18 protein-coding genes and 2 pseudogenes are annotated in these 24545 nt (G+C 39.2%); 9 read left to right on the forward strand and 11 right to left on the reverse strand.

Annotated features, from left to right (window positions below; all coding sequences use genetic code 11):
* Positions 1 to 193: 193 nt before the first annotated feature.
* Positions 194 to 373, reverse strand: a complete 180-nt coding sequence (locus tag TY21_RS08260) for a hypothetical protein (protein ID WP_052354350.1) — start codon at positions 371 to 373, stop codon at positions 194 to 196.
* Positions 374 to 375: 2 nt separating this feature from the next.
* Positions 376 to 519 carry a transposase gene (locus TY21_RS10870; protein WP_145987374.1) on the reverse strand — a complete coding sequence of 48 codons (144 nt, stop codon included), beginning with the start codon at positions 517 to 519 and terminating at the stop codon, positions 376 to 378.
* Between the two features lie 651 nt (positions 520 to 1170).
* Between TY21_RS10870 and TY21_RS08265 the strand changes: the two genes are divergently transcribed.
* Positions 1171 to 2349, forward strand: coding sequence for a hypothetical protein (locus TY21_RS08265; RefSeq protein WP_042239333.1), 1179 nt, complete (start codon positions 1171 to 1173; stop codon positions 2347 to 2349).
* A gap of 142 nt (positions 2350 to 2491) precedes the next feature.
* The gene (locus TY21_RS08270) at positions 2492 to 3535 is read left to right on the forward strand and encodes a hypothetical protein (RefSeq protein ID WP_042239331.1); all 1044 of its coding nucleotides are present in this window, start codon (positions 2492 to 2494) and stop codon (positions 3533 to 3535) included.
* 126 nt (positions 3536 to 3661) lie between these two features.
* Here TY21_RS08270 and TY21_RS11920 read toward each other — a convergent pair.
* The 9 genes and pseudogenes from TY21_RS11920 to TY21_RS11090 form a co-directional block, all read right to left on the reverse strand.
* Positions 3662 to 4152: pseudogene (locus TY21_RS11920) on the reverse strand (IS982 family transposase).
* 4 nt (positions 4153 to 4156) lie between these two features.
* On the reverse strand, positions 4157 to 4282 hold the full coding sequence (locus tag TY21_RS08285; protein ID WP_130589643.1) for a transposase: 126 nt from the start codon (positions 4280 to 4282) through the stop codon (positions 4157 to 4159).
* 168 nt (positions 4283 to 4450) lie between these two features.
* Entirely contained in the window at positions 4451 to 5221 is a 771-nt protein-coding gene (gene istB / locus TY21_RS08290) for an IS21-like element helper ATPase IstB (protein ID WP_130589644.1), read from the reverse strand.
* Entirely contained in the window at positions 5214 to 6725 is a 1512-nt protein-coding gene (gene istA, locus TY21_RS08295) for an IS21 family transposase (RefSeq protein ID WP_130589645.1), read from the reverse strand. Before istA ends, istB begins: the two co-directional genes overlap by 8 nt.
* 497 nt (positions 6726 to 7222) lie before the next feature.
* Positions 7223 to 8701 (reverse strand): leucine-rich repeat domain-containing protein, encoded by a 1479-nt coding sequence (locus TY21_RS08300; RefSeq protein WP_197725048.1) that lies wholly within the window; start codon positions 8699 to 8701, stop codon positions 7223 to 7225.
* A gap of 539 nt (positions 8702 to 9240) precedes the next feature.
* Entirely contained in the window at positions 9241 to 9417 is a 177-nt protein-coding gene (locus tag TY21_RS08305; RefSeq protein ID WP_130589646.1) for a leucine-rich repeat domain-containing protein, read from the reverse strand.
* A gap of 346 nt (positions 9418 to 9763) precedes the next feature.
* Positions 9764 to 11311, reverse strand: coding sequence for a leucine-rich repeat domain-containing protein (locus tag TY21_RS08310; RefSeq protein WP_130589647.1), 1548 nt, complete (start codon positions 11309 to 11311; stop codon positions 9764 to 9766).
* A gap of 96 nt (positions 11312 to 11407) precedes the next feature.
* A complete protein-coding gene (locus TY21_RS08315) occupies positions 11408 to 11632 on the reverse strand; it encodes a hypothetical protein (protein ID WP_042240011.1) in 225 nt (74 codons plus the stop codon).
* A 54-nt stretch (positions 11633 to 11686) separates the two neighbouring features.
* Entirely contained in the window at positions 11687 to 11857 is a 171-nt protein-coding gene (locus tag TY21_RS11090) for a hypothetical protein (protein WP_158623051.1), read from the reverse strand.
* Positions 11858 to 12151: 294 nt separating this feature from the next.
* Here TY21_RS11090 and TY21_RS11925 point away from each other — a divergent pair.
* The 7 genes and pseudogenes from TY21_RS11925 to TY21_RS08350 form a co-directional block, all read left to right on the forward strand.
* Positions 12152 to 12461, forward strand: a pseudogene (locus TY21_RS11925) (transposase); the annotation flags it as partial.
* Positions 12462 to 13214: 753 nt separating this feature from the next.
* Complete coding sequence (locus TY21_RS08325; RefSeq protein WP_158623056.1) at positions 13215 to 16136, forward strand: secretin N-terminal domain-containing protein; 2922 nt, start codon at positions 13215 to 13217, stop codon at positions 16134 to 16136.
* Positions 16114 to 17070, forward strand: coding sequence for a tetratricopeptide repeat protein (locus TY21_RS08330; protein ID WP_130589648.1), 957 nt, complete (start codon positions 16114 to 16116; stop codon positions 17068 to 17070). Before TY21_RS08325 ends, TY21_RS08330 begins: the two co-directional genes overlap by 23 nt.
* A complete protein-coding gene (gene yidD, locus TY21_RS08335) occupies positions 17071 to 17472 on the forward strand; it encodes a membrane protein insertion efficiency factor YidD (RefSeq protein ID WP_042243943.1) in 402 nt (133 codons plus the stop codon).
* Between the two features lie 96 nt (positions 17473 to 17568).
* Positions 17569 to 17772: a hypothetical protein gene (locus TY21_RS08340; RefSeq protein WP_042243941.1), complete on the forward strand. Its 204-nt coding sequence runs from the start codon at positions 17569 to 17571 to the stop codon at positions 17770 to 17772.
* A gap of 1 nt (position 17773) precedes the next feature.
* Positions 17774 to 21523, forward strand: coding sequence for a DEAD/DEAH box helicase (locus tag TY21_RS08345; protein ID WP_042243939.1), 3750 nt, complete (start codon positions 17774 to 17776; stop codon positions 21521 to 21523).
* A 588-nt stretch (positions 21524 to 22111) separates the two neighbouring features.
* Positions 22112 to 24349, forward strand: a complete 2238-nt coding sequence (locus tag TY21_RS08350; RefSeq protein ID WP_130589649.1) for a leucine-rich repeat domain-containing protein — start codon at positions 22112 to 22114, stop codon at positions 24347 to 24349.
* Positions 24350 to 24545: the final 196 nt, after the last annotated feature.

Here is a 24545-nt window from a genome sequence, read left to right on the forward strand (position 1 = left end):
TTGGCGGGCATAGGCTTTAAGCGAGCACGCATGCACAAAGCTGTTTTAGCTAGCTTCTTATAGGTTTATCGCAAAGTGATTGGGTAATTATCAGCCATTTTTACAAATGCTTGAATAGACTTAAAATAAAGCTTGGCATCGGTAGGAAAAGCGATAGCTTTAGGCATCGTTGTTGTATCGGCAATGACTTTTTTTAAGGCTTTTTTTTCACTGCGCCGCTCAAAACAGCTGCTGCGATCGTTCCTTGTAAAATCTTGCTAAATCTAGCTTCTCCTAACCTAGAACTCCATTTAATTAAAGAAGTAGGGTGGGTAGGCAGCTCACTCTGGAAACGATCATATCCACAAATTGCCGGTAAGGATTTTCTACCCATCGCTACACCACCTTTTCATCAGAAATTCCATCCATATGCTGCAAGATAAAGAGCCCTACAACTAGCCTTACAGGCTTAGCTGGTTGGCCTACATTTTTTACAAACAGCTTATCAAACTCTTCTTCCAGCCGCTTCCATTCAATCAACTTGGATAGCTGGACAAGAAGATGTTTCTAGTTAAGCTCATTGCTAAAGCGGAATTTAAAAATAAGACCTTGTTGATTGTTTAGCTTATTGGGTTTCATAGTGAACTTTGCAAGAAATTAAGAACTTTATAAGGATTTACTTGTAAAGAAAGTATAGCAATTTTGATAAAAAAAACGTTCCTAAATCCTTACCTGAGGGCGAAAATGCTTTAAACCATATTGAGCTAATGTAAGCTTGGACTTCTTAAGGAAGGGATGTAAAAACATCCGCCGTAATTGCAATTGGTTTTACTGGCTTTATAGGCATATCTCTAAAAACATTAGATTTTTTATTAAAAGAAAAGTTTTTTTGCAGATTTTCAAAATTTTCTAGGCAAATGAAAGGTCCTAAATAGCTACATGAATAGTTACATGGATAGTTAAACTTATTTTTAAGTTTATTATTAAGCGTCTAAAAATTCGCCAATTCTAAAACAATTCTTTTTATTATTAAAAACAAGTTCAATAAATTACAGATTAATTAGGGAGGAAAAGCTCCACTTTTCTATGAAAATTCTCCTTGATCTAAATGAGTAAATAAAATATTCATTAAGGGTAAGTCTTTCTTTATGAAGCCTTTTAACTATTTTTGATTTAACTTAAGGAGCTTGTATGATTAATTTAGATTCAAAGGAGCTATTAGAAACTGACTTTAATGCTTTAGCTAGAAAAATACTAACTCTAGAAAATCAAACCAACAATTTTAATGAAAAAGTTGATAACCTTGCTAAAGTTATTTTGTTTAAAAATGAACGCCATGAGCAGCACTTGAAAACGCTGTGCGAACAAAATCAATTATTCATGGAAACTATTGTGAAATTAAAGAGTGATAATATAATTCTTACGACTGAAAATAAAGTTTTAAAGCAAGAAGCGCAAAAATGGAAAAATAAAGCCAGCAAAACTCAAGCTGTCATGCAGCTAGCCTTACAGGCAAACGAACAATTCGGAGAAGCTGTCCAAGCTTTAACGACAGACAAGGAAAAATTATCGCAAGAAAACGGCTCTTTGAAAGAAGATAAAGCTAGGCTGACACAAGCTAGCCATGCATTTAAACAAGACAACGCTAATCTTAGAGCTGAAAACCAAGTTCTTAAAGATAAGAACAAGGGCCTTAAAAGTGAGAAGCAGCGTTTGACCACTAAAGTGCAAGCCGCTGAGAATGGATTCCAAACTCTTACAAAAGAAAATGAACATCTTAGGGACCTTGGAGGGAGATTAAACCAACAAATAGCCTTGCTAACTCAACAGGCACAAGAAGCCCCTACTCTTCCGCCAAAAATATTAAAATTAATGATAGAGGAAGGCCTAAAAGTAAATCCTGACACTCCCCTAACCGAAGCTATTAGGCTGATCTTTGAGATTAACGAAAATTTAAAGAAAAAAAATAAAGAATTGCAGGCTACTTTAATACGTATTGAAACTACTTTGGGATTACAAAAAGGGGTAAGCTGCGATTCAATTTTAAGGGCAATCAACAAAGCAATTGTTATTCCTAATAAGCTTAAAGTTCTAGGGAACAAGCTGGTTATTGCAAATCTATTAAAGAAAGATTATCAACCTGAGGATGTATTAGAAATATTAAACGGGGTTTTAAATGATTATCTAGATTTTAGAAGGCACCAACCCATGATATGCAAAGAACTAGGTATAAAAGCAACTTCTAATATTGAAACAATTTTAAAGAAAATGCAGGAAAAAAAAGATGAAAGTGGCGTTAGTGCTTACTTTAGCAGGCTAGGGAGATCCACACTGTGCCTACTTTCTTTAGGATTTGCAAAAGTGGTATAAACAACTATTTTTAATATTGATTAAGAAGTTAAGCTTACTTGCTCCATTTTCATGGGAGTAGAATCTAAAGAGAAAACTTAAGCTTCTAAAATTGTAGAACGGATAACAAGCTTATTAAAAACATAAAATAAGGTTTAACAATATGGTAGTTAAAGAAGTTCCTTCAGATAATCAAGCCCTCCTTTTTTCTGAACAAACGATACAAATTAATGCAAAAATAGCTCAATTGGAGCAGGATGCAGTCATCCAGAATGTAATTGACCAGCTGTTTGCAATGGACATTCGACAGATGGAAGATGAACGAATTAGGCTAAGCAACATTGTGCATTTGCAACATGCAGAATTAAGTAAAGAATTCAAGCAAAGGCGCATAGAGGTAGAAGAAGTAACAGCTATATTAGATATAACCCTAGAGAAGCTGGAGGCCTCAAATGAAAATTCTTTTAAGCTTATACAAGCACAAGTACAGCTTAGAAAAGACTTTAAATTAATAAGGAACCAGCAAGCCGAGCTAAAAAAAGCTTTCAAACTCATCGAACAAGACCACGCCCAAATAGCAGAAGATCACGCCCAAATAGCAAAAGATCAGTTACAAATAGCTGTAGATCAAGCAGAAATAAGAAAAGAGCAACAACAAATAAGAGGAAATTTAGAGCGCGTAGAAGAAGGTCACGTAAGTCTTAGCAAAAGTTTTGCTAGCTTAAAGATAAGCTTTAAAGAAATGAGTAAACAGCTTGATGCTATGCTAGAAGAGCGCCTCCTTCATCAACACGATGCAGATCTAAGTGAGAAAGAGATTGAAGAAAAAGCTGCTGTTAAAAGAAACGAGATTACTAAGCAATATATGCAAGATTGGGAGGATGAAATACAACGCGAATATGATGAAAATAAGGCATTAAATTCACAAAGCACTCAAGAATTTGCTGAACAGCTGGAAGATTCTAGCTTGAATGCAGAAGAAATAGCTGCAAGGGGAGAAACATCTTTTCTCTCCACAGCCCAGCAAACGCAAGGAAGTGAAGCCTTAAAAAGTCCCGGATGGTTGGGTGCATTAAAACATAAGATGGGAACATGGAAACATACTGCTTTAAAGGTTACAGAATTTTTTACACGCTCAGCCTGCTTGGCTACTATAGTTTCAGTCGGTTTAACTAGTTTTTTTGCTATAAAGGCTACCTTGGTATAACGGCATGAAAAGAGGCAAAGCTTTCTTTGCCTTTTTTCAAACTTTTGATGGGTGCTTAAATTGTTAAACTTATTTAACTAGAGTTATCGGATAAGAAAACAACTTAAAGCTACTTCAAATCATGCCTTAAACTGTAACCCAACTCATTAACTTTTGTTTTTCCGCAGAAGTAAATTGAATGCAGGGCTTACAGGGTTCATAAGCATAGGCCACTATTCCGCTGATTAGATTGGCAAAAAAATTCCAAGGGCTGCGATGTCGATGGTGTTCGATTTGACAAGAGTTTTTCAATTTATTGTTAACGCTTTCAATGATGCCTCGCTTTCTTAATAAAATCCTATCTACCAGTGACATTAGCTTGTTTTTCATATTTTTTTTAAGCCTAGTAATAATTTCTAAGCCCTTGTCATAGAGCTTGATAATAACTGGTGTGATATATATCCCTTGTCGGCAAACATTTTGCCAAAAATGTTCTTAAAAAGACCGGAGACAGCGAGCCGGTCATCTACATTTCCTGGGGTTAACATATAAGCAAGGATTTCTCCTTTATCATTAATAATTAAATGTAATTTGAATCCATAGAAGTATCCTGTAGAAGTTTTTCCCCTTTTGGCTATTTTTTTAAAAACTAGGAGGGGAGTGGATGCGACGGGTGTGGCATACTGCTAATAGAGTGGAATCAATGAAAGAAATGCCTGTACACTCTTCTAAACAAGCTTGTGAATAAACAAAAGAGGAAACAAGCATGTTTTCATTAAAGTAATGAACTTATTACAGAAAAGGATGCTAGGAAAATATTTTCTCATTGAAGGGATGACTTGTGTCATCCGTCATGGTTGGTGACCCAGGGTCGGCAGTTTTAGTGACCCACCCCCTCGTCACCTTTAGTGACCCACCCTAGCTTGGATTTTTTCTTTACTTCCCGGTTTCTTTATTTTGTTTTTTTGATCTTTTATTGAATTGTTCCATACGATAACTTTTTCCTTCAATCACAAGCTTTGTGGCTCTGTGAATCAAACGATCTAGTGCTGCACTACCTATTAATGGATTGGCAAATATTTCCTGCCACTCTCCAAATTCTCTATTGCTGGTAATAATCGTTGCAGCCTTCTCATATCTTTCACAAATTACTTCATAAAGATCCATTTGACTGGCTTCACTAAGAGATTGTAACCCAAAATCATCTAAAATTAATAAAGGTACTTTAATGACCTGTTGTAGTCTTTTCCTATAGCTGCCATCTCCATGGCCCATAGATATCCAATAAAAAAGCTGGTATGTTCTATAGAAAAGCACCTCATAGCCTTTTCTAATAGCTTCATGGCCTATTGATTGGGCAAGATGACTCTTTCCTACTCCACTGGGGCCGATGATTAGCACGCATTCTTTATTTTCTACAAAATGACATGTCGCTAATTCCTTAAAGGTAGGCTCATAAATCTTTGTGTTAAATGAAAAATCAAAAGTTTCTAATGTCTTATTGACTTGCAGATGGCTTTTTACGAGCTTTTTTGCAAACTGACTTTGATTACGACGATCCATTTCATCCGTAAGCAATATGTCCAAAAACTGAGAATAAGACCATTTTTCTTTTATAGCCTGTTTTAAACGTTCCTGAAGCGTTTCCAACAATTTAGGCAATTTAAGCTTGTTAAGTTTTGCTTTAAGCAAAATCATTTCATCCATACATAGCTCCTTGGGTAAAATATTGTGGGTCTCTAGCGAATTTAAAATACTTTTGCGGTTTATCTAATTTTGTAGATTGCTCTTCAAAGGGCTTTTGATCTAAAGCTTTTTCTAAGATCGCTTTTATGCTGGTATAAGAAATAGTGCCGTAGGTAAGGGCTCGTCTGCAGGCTTTCTCTAATCTAGTAGGGCTATAGCGTAAGGCAAGCTTTAAAATTAATCTAACCGGCCTCAATTTATCGTGAGAAGGATCATTAAGAAGCTCTTCACTCAACTTTAAGGTAAAAGGGCCTATGGTTTCTGCTTGAGCTAGTAATCCACCTCGGGTGGCATTAAGCACTTCTTCTTGCTGCAAAGGGGCATGTAAATTTGCCCTGACGTAATCATTAGGCTTATATGAACGTAAATGCATAGCAATTTCTTGGCCTGCATGGAAAATTTTAACAGAGCTTTGGCTAGCACAAACTTGTACTTCTTGGCCTATAAAAGCATAGGGAACCGAATACCAAACTTTATCAAAGCGCACTCTCCAGTCTTTTCCTACCATTGTACAATACCATTCCAAAGCATCCCAACGGCAACTTGGAAGGGATTTTAAATGCTCCTTTTCTTCTTCAAAAAGAGCTTGAGGCGTACGATCAACACCCCCAATTTTGCGTTTTTCAGAAACCTCGAAATTCCATTGGTCAAGAGCTTTCTGAAAATCACCTTTAGAAGGCACTTCGATGCCTTTTTGTGCTTGACTTTCTAAGAAAAAGGAAAGGAAATTTCTCTTGATGTATTTTATGTCGTTTTCTACCCCACCTTTATGCTGAGGCTTGTAAGGAATGCAAGGGCTGATGATGAATGCATAGTGTTCTGCTAATTGCTGATAAGTTCTGTTGAGTAAAGGTTCATGCAAAGAAGCTTTTGTTACCCCAGCTTTTAGATTATCGATAACAATTTTTGTAGGTACTCCACCTAGCCATTCAAAAGCATGAATGTGACAGGCTAAAAACGTCTTGGTGCTCTGATCAAAAACAACTTCACGATAGGCTTTGCGTGAGTAGCGGAGCCTTAAAGAAAAGACCCAAGCGCGACGATTTTTACCACTTTCAGGGTCAAAACATAAACCTAGATAACCAAAATCTACTTCCGCACATTCACCGGGAATATGCTGTCTGATCATTATAGGTTGAATTTGTTTAGGAAAATGTTGATGGATGAATCTTCGTACAGTTGATTCACTGCACGTGATGTGCTCTTGAATAAGCTTATGAATGACCACAAAACTATGGTTCTTTGCTAACCAGTCTTTAATTAAAGGTTTAAGAGGATCTAAGCCATGCGATTTTAAAGATTTTTTTAAATCAAAAGCTACGAGAGCCTGGTGAATTTCATTCTCAGAGGGGATAGACCTATCGTTAGATAGCCATCCGGTGTTGTTCGCAACTTTATTGAGATTACGGATAATCGTACGATGAATACCGGTATCGCGATTAATAGAGCGAATGCTTTGCTTCAAGTTTTAATCGAAAAATGACTTGTTGTAATTCTACCATATTTCTCTTCCTTGGCATAAAATCTCCTTTTCGAGACAAGATTAAAAAAGATTGTCCCATGAAGATTTATGCAGTTTAAGAGAAATAAAGAAAAAAAATTTGGTAGCTAGGGTGGGTCACTAAAGGTGACGAGGGGGTGGGTCACTAAAACTGCCGACCCTGGGTCACTAACCATGACGGATGACAAAGGTCTTTTTTCAACTATTTCCTTATCCAATAACTCGCGTTATTTATACGAAGGTCTACCAGCTGAGAAAGCTAACCTATCTCTGCAGGAAGGTTGGCAAGTTGGTTGTTGTTTAAGTAAGGCATTCTAGCTGAGACAACTGGCCGATTTCTGCAGGAAGACTGGTGAGCTGGTTTTGATTTAAGTGCGGCTTACTTGTTTAAAGATAAGATGGCTAAAAGTTTTTTTATTTCATTTTAGCCCACCCCAATTTAAAAAGTACTTACGATCATTCTACAATTGAAAACGCTGCCTTATTTTTTCGGCGATATCTTTCAAAGGATTTTCCGCTAGTTCAAGCGCTTGTAGATAAGACAGCCGCCCGATTTCTGCAGGAAGGCTGGTGAGCTGGTTTTGATTTAATTCAAGCCATTGCAGCTGAGACAATTGACCTATTTCTGCAGGAAGGTTGGTGAGCTGGTTTTGATTTAAGTAAAGCTCTTGCAGCTGAGACAACCGCCCTATTTCTGCAGGCAGGCTGGTGAGATGGTTTTGATTTAAGCCAAGCAGTTGCAGCTTAGACAGCTGCTCAATTTCTGCAGGAAGACTAGTGAGCTGGTTTTGATTTAAGTAAAGCGTTTGCAGCTCAGACAGCTGCCAAATTTCTGTAGGCAGGCTGGTGAGCTGGTTTTGATTTAAGTAAAGCTGTAGCAGCTGAGACAGCTGACCGATTTCTATAGGCAGGCTGGTGAGCTGGTTTTGATTTAATTTAAGCGTTTGCAGCTTAGACAGCTGCCCTATTTCTGCAGGAAGGCTGGTGAGCTGGCTTTGATTTAAGCCAAGCAGTTGCAGCTTAGACAGCCGCCCGACTTCTGCAGGAAGGCTGGTGAGCTGGTTTTGATTTAATTCAAGCCATTGCAGCTGAGACAATTGACCTATTTCTGCAGGAAGGCCGGAGAGCTGGTTTTGACTTAAATCAAGCCCTTGCAGCCGAGAAAGCTGCCCAGTTTCTACAGGCAGAGCGGTGAGCTGGTTTTGATTTAAGCCAAGCGTTTGCAGCTTAGACAGCTGCCCAATTTCTGCAGGCAGACTGGTGAGCTGGTTTTGACTTAATTCAAGCTGTAGGAGCTGAGACAGCTGCCCAATTTCTGTAGGCAGGCTGGTGAGCTGGTTTTGATTTAATTCAAGCTGTAGCAGCTGAGATAACTGGCCTATTTCTGGGGGTAAGTAAGTCAAGCCTGCTCTAGATAAATCTAAAGCCGTAATATTTTTACAATTTTCTTCAATCCAATCTCTAAGAAGCTCCCCTTTTTTTTCTAGAGGCAAGTGCTTAATTTCTTCTCGGCTCAAGTATTCTTCCCCACCAGGAAGCTTTTTCCAAAGTAAAAGGCGATTAATATTTAAGAGATAAGAAGAGTAGTTAGCCAGAGTTAAGCCTCTTTTTTCTTCTGTTTTCTCTTTAAATTCTAAAGTTGAAAGAGACTTGGCTAAAGTAAATATTTGCCTAAAGATTGCATTTACCTTTGCTGCTTCAGAAAGCTTTTCTTCTAGCTTATAAATCCTATCTACAATAAGAGCCTGCTCCTTAACATTTCCTTGAGGAACATGCACTTTACCTATTTGCTTATAAAGAGGGGGCATGACTTCAGAAGCCAGCAGATGATGCCATCTTTTACAGACGCTAAATAAGGAAGGAACTACGCAAGCCTCTAAGATAGGGAGCAACAATTCATTGGGCAAGCTTTCCATAGAGGCCGATGAGATAGGATGCATTTTATTTCCTTGGGTAATAATAACTTTTTCAGCATTTTCATTTTTTAAAGACAATATAAAAAAAAATTAAAAAGCAAGTCAAACGAATTCGTATCCTTATCAATGAAAAACAACTCACAGATAATCTACCTCGCTTTTTTTCAGATAGATTCACGGAAAGGGGGGAGACCTTCCAAGTATTTAGGAGCAGCCACAGGTTTTTGCGATTAAGTGACGCGGCAACTTTGGTGTGGCTAAAAGAATGAGATTGATTCTTTGCCTTATTTGAGAAAAACGGCTTTTTTTGGCGCAATGTTTTAATTCTTTTACCGAATGATGAAATACTATACGCCTAGCTTCTTCCAGTCAAGAAAGGTTGTTTTTCCAGCATAGCAATCTGCAGAAAAAGAGAAAAGCTTCTTGTCGTTACAAATGTGCAGGTTAGTTTAAGCTTGCTTAGTTGCTGGAAGAAAAGTGAATGACTTGTTTAAAGATAAGATGGCTAAAAGTTTTTTATTTCATTTTAGCCCACCCCAATTTAAAAAGTACTTATGGCCATTCTACAATTGAAAACGCTGCCTTATTTTTTCGGCGATATCTTTCAAAGGATTTTCCGCTAGTTCAAGCGTTTGTAGATAAGACAGCCGCCCGATTTCTGCAGGAAGGCTGGTGAGCTGGTTTCGATTTAATTCAAGCGTTTGCAGGGGGAGACCTTTCAAGCATTTAGGAGCAATCACAGGTTTTGGGGATTAAGTGATACGGCAATTTTGGTTTGGCTAAAAGAATGAGATTGATTCTTTGCTTTATTTGAGAAAAACGGCTTTTTTTGGTGCTTTGTTTTAATTCTTCTACCAAATGATGGAATACAGTACGCCCAGCTTCTTCCTATCAAAAAAAGTTGTTCTCCCAGCTATAACACTCTACAGAAAAAGAGAAAAACTTCTTGTCGTTACAAATGCGTAGGTTAGTTTAAGCTTGCTTAGTTGCGGGAAGGAAAGCGTATTACTTGTTTAAAGATAAGATGGCTAAATTTTTTTTATTTCATTTAGCCCACCCCCCATTTAAAAAGTACTTACGGCCATTCTACAATTGAAAACGCTGCCTTATTTTTTCTGCAATATTCTTCAAAGGATTTTCCGCTAATTCAAGCGTTTGCAACTGAGACAGTTGTTCTATTTCTGCAGGAAGGCTGGCGAGCTGGTTTTGGCTTAAGTAAAGCCATGCCAACTGAGACAGTTGCCCAATTTCTGCAGGAAGGCTGGTGAGTTGGTTTTGATTTAAGTCAAGCGCTTCTAGTCGAGACAATTGACCTATTTCTGCAGGAAGACTGGCGAGCTGGTTTTGATTTAAGCAGAAGTATTGCAGCTGAGACAGCTGTCCGATTTCTGCAGGAAGGCTGGTGAGCTGGTTTCGATTTAATTCAAGCCTTTGCAGCTCAGACAGTTTCCCGATTTCTGCAGGCAGGCTGGAGAGCTGGTTTTGATTTAAGTAAAGCGTTCGCAGCTTAAACAATTGCCCGATTTCTTCAGGCAGGCTGGAGAGCTGGTTTTGATTTAATTCAAGCCTTTGCAGCCGAGACAATTGCCCGATTTCTGCAGGCAGGCTGGTGAGCTGGTTTTGATTTAAGTAAAGCTCTTTCAGCTTAGACAGCCGCCCTATTTCTGCAGGAAGACTGGTGAGCTGGTTTTGATTTAAGTCAAGACCTATCAGCTTAGACAGCTGCCCGATTTCTGTAGGCAGAGCGGTAAGCTGGTTTTCTTCTAAGTAAAGCCATGCCAGCTGAGACAGCTGCCCGATTTCTGTAAGAAGGCTGGTGAGCTGGTTTTGATTTAAGTGAAGCCCTTGCAGCTTAGACAGCCGCCCTATTTCTGCAGGAAGACTGGCGAGCTGGTTTTGATTTAAGAAAAGCCCTTGTAGCTCAGACAATTGACCTATCTCTGTAGGCAGAGTGGTGAGCTGGTTTTCTTCTAAGTAAAGCCATTGCAGCTGAGATAGCTGTCGGATTTCTGCAGGAAGGCTGGTAAGCTGGTTTTGGCTTAACTTAAGCTCTTGCAGCTGAGACAATTGGCCTATTTCTGGGGGTAAATAAGCCAAGCCTGCTTTAGATAAATCTAGAGCCGTGATGTTTTTACAATTTTCTTCAATCCAATCTCTAAGAAGCTCTCCTTTTTTTTCTAGAGGCAAGTGCTTAATTTCTTCTTGGTTCAAGTATTCTTCCCCACCAGGAAGTTTTTTCCAAAGTAAAAGACGATTAATATTTAAGAGATAAGAAAAGTAATTAGCCAGCGTTAAGCCTTTTTTTTCTTCTGTTTTCCATTTAAATTCTAAAGTTGAAAGAGACTTGGCTAAAGTAAAGATTTGCCTAAAGATTGCATTGACCTTTGCTGCTTCAGAAAGCTTTTCTTCTAGCTTATAAATCCTATCTACAGTAAGAGCCTGCTCGTTAACATTTCCTTGAGGAACATGCACTTTACCTATTTGCTTATAAAGAGGGGGCATGACTTCAGTAGCCAGCAGATGATGCCATCTTTTACAGACGCTAAATAAGGAAGGAACTACGCAAGCCTCTAAGATAGGGAGCAACAATTCATTGGGCAAGCATTCCATAGATGTCGAAGAGATAGGATGCATTTTATTTTCTTGGGTAGTAATAACTTTTTCAGCATTTTTATTTTTTAAAAACAATATAAAAATTAAAAAAACAAGTCAAACGAATTCGTATCCTTATCACCGCGGGGTATCGGCTAACTTGTTAAGCAAAGAGCAAGCTACCGTGCCTTGTAGGTGATAGCTAGATGTAGAAGATTTTTGCTCAGCTTTGGGCCGGCCAGGCGTAGCATGCTTTTGAGTTGCTATAACTTCAGATTCTATAATCTGTATATATTTAAGTTTTTTTACAAACTTATCTAATTGGCGCTTAGCATCGCTAGGACATGAAAACTCTTGCTGCATGAGCTTAGTAAAGGCTTTAGCTTCTTTTTCACTGTCCTTAAGTTAATGCTTAGATCAAGTACGGTATTCTCTTTGATAGGTCACCTGACTGAAGATGACTACCCATCTTTGTTCAAAGCCTGCATAGCAAGAGGTACTCTCAAAAGCTTGATAGCCTTCTACTATTACTACAGTTTTGTCGTAAGGCACTTCGAATATGAGTTCTTTTACCTCTTTGATTTGCATGGGAACGCGTGTGGCAAATAAGCTTTGTTCTCTTTTAAAGACTTGTAAGGGAGCTGGCTATGGAGGAACGTAAATGACTATTTGTGTAAATGGACAAAACGAAAATATCGCAAATACAATAGACACAAGGTCAAGGCATGTCACTATATAGCGCAGATTGCAAAGTCTTCTCCCCATTTATTCGTTCATTGGAAGCTTGTTTATATACCAACGGTTTAGATAATGAGAGCGGGATGAGTCGAGAGGCTCCCGTCCGGCTCTAAGAGGGGATAGAAGTGAAATTCTCTTACTCTACTCACTCACCAATTGTTTATCAAGCTTTACGACAAGGGCTTAGAAATTATTACTAGGCTTAGAAAGAATATGAAAAACAAGCTAATTTCACTGGTAGATAAGATTTTATTAAGAAAGCGAGGGGATTGAAAGCGTTAAAAATAAATTGAAAAACTCTTGTCAAATCGAACATCCTCGACATCGCAGCGCTTAAAATTTTTTTGCCAATCTAATCAGCGGAATAGTGGCCTATGCTTACGAGCCCTGTAAGCCTCGCATGCAATTTACTCGCACGGAAAAGCAAAAGTTAATGAGTTGGCTTACAGCTTAGGTGTAATTGAAGCAGCCTTAGAGGGTTTTCTTATCCGTTAATCAGCGTTACTTACTCGCCATCCTACTATACTTCTTAAGCTTTCTTTCTTAGGAAAAGCTTTAAAGAATCTTTTCCTGCTTAAAAAAAATGCGAAGGATAAGAAGAAGCTGTTTTTGTTTCTCCAATAAGCTCAAATCTTAAAGTATAAAGGTAATTTAGCCAAATACTTCTCCCTACGGAAAGGATTAAAAACACCCACCTACTTTTTTTGTCCGATTCTAGCTTGCAAAGCTTATGAAGACGCTTAAAGCTAACATTACCTCAGTCTGTGTCTAAGGCTATTCGCCTATTAAGCCTGCTTCTTTTGCCTCTGCCGTGAAAGCCTCTACTTTTAAAAAAGCCCTTCTCGCATCTCCTGTAATGCTCTTTAGAATCCCATTTGTATACCTTAGCGTCCTTCCTAATAGTTCCTTTCATAGAAATCTTTGCTCATCTACTATCTTTTGAATAAGAGTGGAAAAAACACCTTTCCTCTGATTTTCATGACCTTATAGCTAGTAAACAGGTTGGTGGATGATCAAATAGCTTAATCAAAAAATTAATTATAAAATTGCATTAAATCAATCGAGACTTTATGATCCTGACTTTTTAGTATGACATAACCCCCTACTCTACATGAAAAAATATTATACCTATCCTAAAGCTTTATCATTAGCTATCTTCATCTTAACCTCATGCTTTTGTTACACCTATATAAAAGCTGAACACTCTGTGCCGTCAACACTTCCCTATGGTGGTGATGAAGCATTAGATAATAAGGAAATACCACCCACTTTGCCGCCTCTGGCTATTTCTCCCCCAGATTCTTCATCTACTCAAGAGAAGAATGAATCGCCAGAAATTGGCCGCTTTTTTTATCCTAAACTTTTTACTTATCCCCAATCTCATACAGCTGATACTCTACCTGAATTGGCACAGCCTACCGATTCTCTTAACACAGCCAACCAACCAGCCTCGGAACTATTGCCTACTCTTACACAGCCTCCAGAAGCTCAGCCTGCCTCTTTACAGCCCCCAACTATTTCTCCACCCCAGCTCTCCACTACTTCTGAATCTTCCTTTCCCCCGCAGGTCCACCCTTCTTTTACAACTTCTTCGAGTTCTACCGACCTTCCTTCTATGCTCAATCCTACTTCCTCACCAGAACATAAGCGTACGGTTTCCTCGCCAAGCATAGATAACTCTACCTCTAATCATTCAGCAGATTTTAATACTCCTATTCAACCTGCTTTTACCTCAGATTCTTCATCATCCCAAACGCCATCCTTATTTCCTTCTTCTTCTGCCCCCTTATTTCAATCCTCAGCGCCTTCCGCGACCAACCAAGATACTGGCACACACTCTTCTTCTCCTTCTAACTTTAAGCCTCTTACGGCTAGCCATACAAATACCAATGAACCTCCTAAAACTATCCTCATTAATTTCAATAATGTCGCTATTACAGAATATATTCGTTTCATTAGCCGCATTTCTAATAAGAATTTTGTATTCGATGAAAACGATTTACAATTTACTGTTACAATAGTCTCAGAAGAACCCACCACTATTGATAATATTATGACAGCTCTACTGCAAGAGCTACGTATCCACGACCTAGAATTGATCGAGCAAGAAAACACTATCATTATTCATCGCAATAGTAAAGTTGCCGGTATCTCCAAGGTGGTGACCGAGGATGGAAGTGTCCATCAAAGGCAGAGTTTCGACATTATAACTAAGGTTTTTAGACTTAATACGTTAGAAGCAGAACGTGCTGCCTTGATTTTAAAACCTATGATTTCTGCTAATGCTTTAGTGGAAGTACTTAAAGAAACTAATCATCTAATAATTACAGATCTATCCTCGAATATTAGAGAAATCAGCGCTTTACTTAATAGCTTGGACAGCCCACAAAGTGGATTGGTTATCGGCCAATATGTTGTGCGTTCCCAATCGGCAGACGCACTTATTGCACTGGCAGGACGGATTATCCAACCAATTGCCCAAGATCAAAAAATTAACTTTATCTCTCATAAAGCAGCCAATAGTATTTTCATCGTAGGAAGCCCTTATCTCGTGGAACGCACTCTATCTATCTTGAAATATCTTGATCAGACAGGAGCCACAACACAAATAATTAACCCCAAAGATCTTAATTTTGGTACAAAACAGCAGACAGGTCAATGGATTTTGGACAAAAATGGTAACTGGCAATTTATTCCTGAAGCAGCTGTGAATGGTAGTGGACCTCCTAAAGGTAATTGGAAAATTGATGAACAAGGCAACTGGTACTTTGAGCCCGGTGAGCCTATTCCCAATGGAAAAGGACCTGATGGTAAGTGGGTTTTAGATAAAGATGGTAACTGGGTTTTTCAGCTCAATCCTGGCAAGCCTATTTCACCCCAAAAAGTTCAGCGTAAAGAAAGAATTGATGCTGAACTACCTGTAGGCCACATTGAAAGAACTCAATTTTCTATTTATAAGTTGCAATACCGTAAAGGAGAGCAAATTGCTAAGGCTCTAGCTAGGATTGCTGAAAGCCTCACAGTCTCTGGAGCCGGAACCAATACGGACCTCTTAGCTTCTATTAATAGCGTTCAATGGATTGAATCCTCAAACTCGCTTATATTTACGGGAACAAGCGATGCTATTGATAAGATGAGAGAGCTCTTAGGCGACATTGATGTCCCTCTCCGCCAGGTTCTCCTTGAAATGCTTATTTTAGAAACAGACATCACCGATTCCTTAAACTTCTCTACTAATGTAGCTTCCAACTTTGGTGGAGGCAATACTTCTGGTGCGGAAGCTTTCTTATCGGGAGCCTCTACTCTACCGGCGGGGATGGCTTCATCAGGTCTTGGTTTAATTCCTAATGCTGCTGCCCAAGCTACAAGCGTAAGCGGTTTTGTACTAGGAGTTATTGGGCAGACCATCACTCATAATGGAAAAGAATATGCGACCTTAGGAGGCCTTGTAAAAGCTTTAACACAAAGGTCTATGTCACGCATTATCATGAATCCTAAAATTCTTACCGAAGATAACTCACCAGCAGAAGTTTTTGTAGGCCTCAACACGCAGTTTCCTACGCAATCTATTGCTAACAACTTAGGTACTATTTTAACACAGAATTTCGAGTTTCGAGATGTCGGCACTAATTTAAAGGTTACCCCCATCATTGGCAGTAATGATATTGTTACTTTGGAAATTCAAGAAGAAGTTAGCTCCATTGTTTCTGGAGGAATTTCGAGCAGCTCAACTGCAACTAGCCAGATAGTGGGCCCTACTACTAAAATTAACAGGACCACAACAAAAGTACATGTTCCCAATAAGTTTTTCTTAATCTTAAGTGGAATGGTAAGCGATACGGACGAAAGAAACCGTACTCAAGTTCCCTGCTTAGGATCCATTCCTGTTTTAGGAGCAGCTTTTAGTGATAAGCAAGTTAAAAATACAAAGCAAAATTTAATGATTTTTATTCATCCTATCATCTTAGATACTGAAGAAGAAATTGACAACATCACTAGACATCAGCAAAATATCTATCGTGTCAAGAGCCGGCGCCCTAAGGAATGGGTTTGCGAAACTGATGAAGCGATGGATTTCTTTAATATTATTAATACAGAAAATTCGGATGGCAGTGAAGATCGTTACTAATCTATTTATAGGTTCACTATGCCTATGCTTAGTAGCTTGCTCTTTTAAAGAAGCTGGTCAACTTGAACCAAATATTCAATTTGCTGCGCCTGTGCATGTTATAGAAAATCTTCCCTCCGCTTTTCCTGATTTAACTTCTGAAGAGCTGCAAGAAGATTGGGCTAAAGAACTTCTTATAGCTAACAAGTTTGCTCGGGAAAATGACCTTTATCGCGCTATTACTAGCTATAAACGTGCTTTGATTCTTATTCCTTCCAACCAGCTCTATCGAAAACAGCAGATAGAATATGATATTATTTTAAGCTATTATTTAGGTGAAAAATATCAAGAAGCTGTAGAGGCTTTTGAGGCTAGTAGCTTGACTAATATCTCAGCTCAATTTCTAGCTTTTGAGAATCTTCTTCAAATTCTTTATGATGCTTATTCAAGAGCAGGCCAACCAGCTAAAGCTGAAAAAGTTTTTGCTCTCCTTGAAAAAGTTCGCCCTAAAGTCGCAGAGAATCTCCAACATGCTGAAGATGTCCTTCATGCCAGTTTTTCGGCACTTCACAGTCCATGCTTAGGCTCTAATGAGAATTTATCCTATTTTCTCACTACTTATAACCAACATGCGAAGTCAGTCAGACATGCTAAGACACTTAATGCTCTGCTTCCTGGAGTGGGTTATTACTATTTGGGACAAAAAAATACAGCTATTACCGCCTTCTTAGTCAATTCGCTTTTTATCGCTACCGCTTACTACTTCTTTGATCATGGGAATTGGGCCGCAGGAGCTATTACTACAAGTCTTGAAATGGGATGGTACATAGGAGGAATTAATGGTGCAGGCCTAGGAGCAAAAGAATTTAATGAACATTTATACAAAACATTAGCTAAAGATTATATGATCAAAAATCATCTTTTTCCTGTATTAACTTTTCAGACTTCCTTCTAAATGCCTATACGTATAGCCCTCAACCTCTTCACTCTCTTTCCTCTTGTTCTAATCTCTTTTTGCCTTAGGGCAGAGCCTTGGGGGAAAGATGCCGATTTAGCCCACCTTAAGCCCGCTTCTTTGCAAGACCAGCCTTATTGCTGTACCACCCCCCTGATGGGCCCTGTCGCCGAAAGCCTCATTGGCTTTCATCAAACAATAATTACACCTATTGATGGCCCTCGCAGTAACTATTTACCTAGCAGCTCACAATATACGCTGGATGCTATGCGCAAGTATGGCTTTTTTGTCGGTTTTAGCATGGGCTGTGATCGGTTAATGCGTGAGAATGATGATCCATGGGTTTACTCTAAAGTTACTGACCGGCAAGGCTATCTTTTAAAATACAATCCTGTCCCATAATTTTTTTAAAGCCTCATCTTTCACAAGCCCTTGTTCAATACCCTTTTTGGCAGAGAGCTACATCTATAAGCGGTTATTCGCACTAAAACATTAAAAATGCTATACTCAATGCTTTCAACTTATCAATTTCCCATTAGTATGCTTAATCGCCTTAATTATGGACTTCCTGTAGTGGCCAGCCTGCCTTTTTTAGAGGAGTATAGAAGAATTAATGCTCAGCTAATTTTTTTATTAAACCTTCGTAATAGGACTAGCTATCTACTTTCCCTAGCTGCTACTTCTTCTTTGTTAGGTATTTGATATGCCACTACCTAGTGTTCTTAAACCCTTCCAGGAGAAAGGAGAGAAGCTCTTACAAACAGGAAAGGTTAAAGAAGTAGAGTTTTCAGGAGAAACCTATCAAGTTAAAGTAGTGGATGAAAAAAATCCTCAAGGCGTGTGGTCCTTTCTTCAATTTGATAAGGTCAACCGTTTAAAGGATGCTTTTTGCTCCTGTGAGGAAAGCGGAGATGTGGCCGCCTGCCCCCATTTAGCTGCCGCCTATCTATATATTTTTAACAAGAGCCGCCAACCTCTTCATAAGCGCTTTGAAAAGTCTCTTTGGAATAAGCTGTGTTATCTTTGTGCTGAACAGATGAAATTTGAGGAAGTAAAGTTTAGACCTTCTTCCAAGGGGATTTACACCATCTATGCCAATCGACAACAAATTTTTTTAGTCCAAAGCACTACAAAAGCTACTGCCGCTCAATTAAAACATCTGCTTTTTAATCGCTATAAAGAAACGGAAGAAACTTCTTTAAAATTTTCCAATCTATCGCCCGAAGAGATTCGTCGTTGGAAAGAAGGTCGTCCCAGTCCTATGCTAAGCTATGCACTCTCTTTTTGGAATGACTTGGCAAAGTGGCTGATGTCTCTGCAAGAAGCTGGGGAAACCTATCAAATAGATTTTAGTTATACGCCCCAAGGTATCCCTAATTACATGAGTGTAAAATTTCCTACTCTCTACTGCAAATTTTATATTCCCCACACGCATTTGCCTTTGATTATCCCTGCTTTAGCTACCGTTCATTCGCCTTTGCGTTTGTATCCACTGAAAGCTGACCCTAATATTAAAATAACTTATGATAAAGCACATGCTTGCTTTCTAATTGACTCGAGTAAAACCCCTCCCCCTATTGCCAGCTCCCCCTCTCTTTCTCAAAGCTTTCAATTAGGAAGTTGGCTACTGGTACCTTTTAAAGGATTTTATCCTTTAGATCCTTTAGGCTTATTAAGCTCTAAAGTGATTAGCCAGGCTCATCTAGCACAAGTACTTGATGAAAATTTAGCTTTCATCAAAGAACATTTACAAGGCTGTATTATTCATGAAGGGAGCTTTAAAGCTTCCTATGTGATTGCTTTTGATGAACAATGGAACCTTCATATTCAGTGTTACGTTCACTGCCCTGGAGATCTTAGCAAGCCTATGTCCCAGCTTTTTGATTCATGGGCTTATCTAGAAGAGGAGGGCTTTTACAAGCTAGAAGGCCTGCGATTTAAAGAAGCGAAAACCCTAGTTCCTGCCGAAAAAGTGGGAGAATTTGTCCAGCAGCATCGTACGTGGCTAAATACTCACAAAGGATTTGAAACACACGTAGCGAGCTTAGAGGCATTACTAAACTATAAAATGGATATAGAAAAAGGGTTGCTTTCTTTTCAACGTACAGTAGCTACCCAAGAGCAAACTTTGAAAACTAAGGATTTTGGCGCTTGGATTTACATCGAGAGCCAAGGGTTTTATGCTAAAAATACTACGCCTGTAAGCCTTCCCTTGCGCCCTGGGTCTTTCTTAAATCCTGATCAAATTCCTATGTTTATCAGAAATAATCGTGAGGAGCTAAAAGTTATTCCGGGCTTTTTTAGTGAAAAGCAACCTATTGTCCATGCAGGATTAGTGATAAAATTAACTAAAGACGAGCACATCCTTGTTATTCCCACCTTTGATCTATTATCAGAATACACCCTTAAAGAAGTTTATTTTTTTGACGAATTTACTTATGTAGAGGGAGAAGGTTTTGCTGAACTCCCTTTAACTTGTCGCTTACCCCTAGCTTATCAGAAGGTAGTGGAAATAAAACCTGAGCATCATCTATTTTTTTTAGAGCAGGAGCTCAAAAACTTAAAGCCATTTATAAAAAGCCTTGACCCACGCCTTACACCTCCTAAAGAGCTTGAGCTTACCGTAAGCACTATTTCTAAATCAGATTTTAATACACGCGGGTGGTACACGGTTAACTTAGAGTACACCTCCAAAGAGGGTGCTGTTCCTATTGCAGAGCTATGGACAGCTTCAAAAAAAAATCAGCGCTTTAAATTTACAGAAGCTGGGTTAATTGATTTTGAAGACAAACGCTATGATTGGTTGAAGCTTCTTGCAAAAAAACGCTTGGATAAACGTCATAATCTCCTAACCCTTTCTACGATTGAACTGATTCGTTTGAATGCCTTAGATCCTATAAAAGAAGGAAAAAAAGAAAAAAATTACAATCACTCCTCTTCTTTCAATCTTTTAAAAGAGCTTATAGAATTTAAAATTCCTGCCGAACCTAATATATTAGGTCTAAGTTGTGACCTAAGGTCCTATCAACAAAAGGGTCTCCATTGGCTATGGTTTCTTTATCAGCAGGGGCTGTCAGGACTACTTTGCGACGATATGGGACTAGGTAAAACCCACCAAGCGATGGCCCTAATCGCAGCTATTATCAATCATGGCGAAAAGCAAAAACAAAAGGGTAACAGCTATTTTTTAATCATCTGCCCCACCTCCGTCATTTACCATTGGCAGGATAAGCTTGCGCAGTACTTGCCTAAATTACGTGTTTCTACCTTTTATGGTACTCATCGCAGCCTGGATGAATTTCAGGAGCATTATGATATTCTCTTAACTTCTTATGGTGTGTGGCGAATTGAACACCAATTGCTTTCTAAAATATCCTTTGAATTAGCAATTTTTGATGAAATTCAAATTGCAAAAAATTATAGGAGTCGTCTTTACGCCACGTTAGCCCACGTTAATGCCCACATGCGCCTTGGGCTCACAGGTACTCCTATAGAAAACCATCTACGTGAGTTAAAATCTTTATTTGATTTGGTTTTACCTACTTATATGCCTGGTGAAAAAGATTATCGCGAGTATTTTGTTAAACCTATCGATAAAAAGCAGGATTTAAAGCGTAAAGCTCTCTTATCACGATTGATAAATCCCTTCGTGCTACGACGGAAGAAAGAAAATGTTCTTAACGATCTACCAGAAAAAACTGAAGAGATCTCCCATTGCGGACTAACAGAATCTCAAGCTATTCTCTACAATAATGTTGTGGAACAATCGCGACAGGTGGTGCTGGATAAACTTACCCATGGGAGTCAGCCTATCCCTTACCTACATATATTTGCTATTCTTTCGTATTTAAAACAAATCTGCGATCATCCGGCCTGCTATCTAAAAACCCCCTCTGAATATAAGCTTTACCAAGCTGGCAAATGGGATCTTTTCATCGAGCTATTGAAAGAAGCCCGTGAAAGCCACCAGAAAGTTGTGGTATTCTCTCAATATTTGAACATGCTGGATATCATTCAAAAATATCTAGAAGAGCGCCACATTGGCTTTGCTGCTATTCGGGGTTCAACGATTAATCGGGGAGAGCAACTTAAACGCTTTAATGAAGACCCACAGTGTGAAGTTTTTCTAGGTTCTTTGCAAGCTGCGGGATTAGGAGTAGAGCTAACCGCTGCCTCTGTTGTTATCCATTATGATCGATGGTGGAATGCCGCCCGGGAAAATCAGGCGACAGACCGCGTTCATCGTAGTGGCCAAACTAGAGGAGTTCAAGTTTTCAAATTGGTGACTAAGGGCACTTTTGAAGAAAAGATCGACAAGATGATTACTAGAAAAGGAAAACTCCTGGAAGATATTGTAGGAGTGGATGATCATCGGCTTTTAAAGCAATTTAACCGTGATGAAATTATAGAGCTTCTTCAAAATGTTACTCCTACCTCTTTGCAAGAAAATTAAATTTCTTCTAAAGAAAAATAGAAGAATGGGCTTTTTTAAATGTACAGGTAGTCCACTTAACTTAAAATTTTTCTTGCTTCTTTTAGCTTTCTTCAACATCTTTTACTTTAAAAAAGCCTAAAAAAGCCAGCAAATGAACCCTTGCTCTTCTATCTCTCTTGCATAAGTGCCTAGTGAAATCCTAGTTCCTATTTTAAGGGCTTGCCATACTTTAGCTAAGCATTACCTTAAGGGCGGTGAAAAAGAAGCCAATGCCTTTATTAAGCTCATGCAGCAAGAATTTTCATGTCCAAACGATGCTAAGCATCTATGAGATAAGTTTGTAAAAAAAACTTAAATATATACAGATTATAGAATTTGAAGTTATAGCAACTCAAAAGCATGTTACGTCTGGTCGGCCCAAAGGTGAGCAAAAACCTTCCTAGCTATCACCTACAAAGCACAGTAACTTGCTCTTTGCTTAACAAGTAAGCCTATACCCTCCCTTTGATAAGGATACGAATTCGTTTGACTTGCTTTTTTAATTTTTATACATTGTCTTTAAATAATAAAAATGCTGAAAAAGTCATCATTACCCAAGAAAATAAAATGCATCCTCTCTCTTCGACATCTATTGAAAGCTTGCCCAATGAATTGCTACTCCCTATCTTAGAGGCTTGCGCAGTTCCTTCCTTATTTAGCGTCTGTAAAAGATGGCATCATCTGCTGGCTACTGAAATCATGCCCCCTCTTTATAAGCAAATAGGTAAAGTGCATGTTCCTCAAGAAAATGTTAAGGAGCAGGCTCTTATTGTAGATAGGATTTATAAGCTAGAAGAAAAGCTTTCTGAAGCAGCAAAGGTAAATGCAGTCTTTAGGCAAATCTTTACTTTAGCCAAATCTCTTTCAACTTTAGAATTTAAATGGAAAACAGAAGAAAAAAGAGGCTTAACGCTGGCTAATTACGCTTCTTATCTCTTAAACATTAATCGCCTTTTGCTTTGGAAAAAACTTCCTGGGGGGGAAGAATACTTGAGCCGAGAAGAAATTAAGCACTTGCTTCTAGAAAAAAAAGGAGAGCTTCTTAAAGATTGGATTGAAGAAAATTGTAAAAATATTACGGCTTTGGATTTATCTAGAGCAGGCTTGACTTATTTACCCTCAGAAATAGGCCAATTGTCCCAGCTGCAATATCTTTACTTAGATCAAAACCAGCTCACCAGTCTGCCTGCAGAAATCGGGCAACTGTCTCAGCTGAGACGGCTTCAATTAGATCAAAACCAGCTCACCAGTCTGCCTGCAGAAATCGGGCAACTGTCTCAGCTGCAATGGCTTCAATTAAATCAAAACCAGCTCACCGCTCTGCCTGCAGAAATCGGGCAATTGTCTAAGCTGCACACGCTTGAATTAAATCAAAACCAGCTCACCACTTTGCCTGCAGAAATTGGGCGGCTGTCCCAGCTGGAACGGCTTGAATTAAGAGAAAACCAGCTCACCGCTCTACTTACAGAAATCGGGCAATTGTCTAAGCTGCACGCGCTTGACTTAAGAGAAAACCAGCTCACCGCTCTGCCTGCAGAAATTGGGCAGCTGCCTCAACTACGAACGCTTTACTTAAATCAAAACCAGCTCACCGCTCTGCCTACAGAAATCGGGCAGCTGTCTGAGCTGCTCGAGCTTTACTTAAATCAAAACCAGCTCACCGCTCTGCCTACAGAAATCGGGCAGCTGTCTGAGCTGCTCGAGCTTTACTTAAATCACAACCAGCTCACCGCTCTGCCTGCAGAAATAGGACAGATGTCTCAGCTACAAGGGCTTTACTTAAATCGAAACCAGCTCACCGCTCTGCCTGCAGAAATAGGGCAGCTGTCTGAGCTGCTCGAGCTTTACTTAAATCACAACCAGCTCACCGCTTTGCCTGCAGAAATCGGGCAGATGTCACAGCTGCTAAAGCTTTACTTAAATCACAACCAGCTCACCGTTTTGCCTGCAGAAATCGGGCAGATGTCTAAGCTGCAAACGCTTTGCTTAAAGCAAAACCAGCTCACCGCTCTGCCTGCCGAAATTGGGCAGCTGTCTAAGCTGCAAACGCTTTACTTAAAGCAAAACCAGCTCACCGCTCTGCCTGCCGAAATTGGGCAGCTGTCTAAGCTGCAAACGCTTTACTTAAAGCAAAACCAGCTCACCAGTCTGCCTGCCGAAATTGGGCAGCTGTCTCAGCTAAAAGGGCTTTACTTAAATCAAAACCAACTCATCGCTCTGCCTGCAGAAATCGGGCAGCTGTCTAATCTGCTACAGCTTAACTTAAAGCAAAACCAGCTCACCGCTCTGCCTCCAGAAATTGGGCAAATGTCTGAGCTGCAAGAGCTTGACTTAGATCAAAACCAGCTCACCGCTCTGCCTCCAGAAATTGGGCAATTGTCTGAGCTGCAATATCTTCACTTAAATCAAAACCAGCTCACCACTCTGCCTGCAGAAATAGATCAATTGTCTCAGCTGCAAGAGCTTGACTTAAGTCAAAACCACCTCACCGCTCTGCTTGCAGAAATCGGGCAGTTGTCTGAGCTGCAAATTCTTGATTTAAGAGAAAACCAGCTCACTGCTCTGCCTGCAGAAATAGGTCTATTGTCTCAGCTGCAAAGGCTTAAATTAAATCAAAACCAACTCACCGTTCTGCCTGCAGAAATCGGGCAGCTATCCAACCTGAAAAAGCTTTACTTAAATCTAAACCAGCTCACCGTTCTGCCTGCAGAAATCGGACGGTTGTCTCGGCTGAAAAAGCTTGGATTAGCGGAAAATCCTTTGAAAGATATTCCAGAAAGAATAAGGCAACGTTTTCAATTGTAGAACGGTAAGTACTTTTAAGATTTGGGTAGGCTAAATGAAATAAAAAACTTTTAGCCCTCTTACTTTAAACAAGTCATCCGCTTTCCTTCCCGCAACTAAGCAAACTTAGACTAACCTTCACATTTATAAGGACAAGAAGTTTTTCTCTTTTTCTACAGAGTGTTATAGCTGGGAGAACAACCTTTCTTGACAGGAA

Source organism: Neochlamydia sp. S13 (assembly GCF_000648235.2).
Classification (GTDB): Bacteria; Chlamydiota; Chlamydiia; order Chlamydiales; family Parachlamydiaceae; genus Neochlamydia.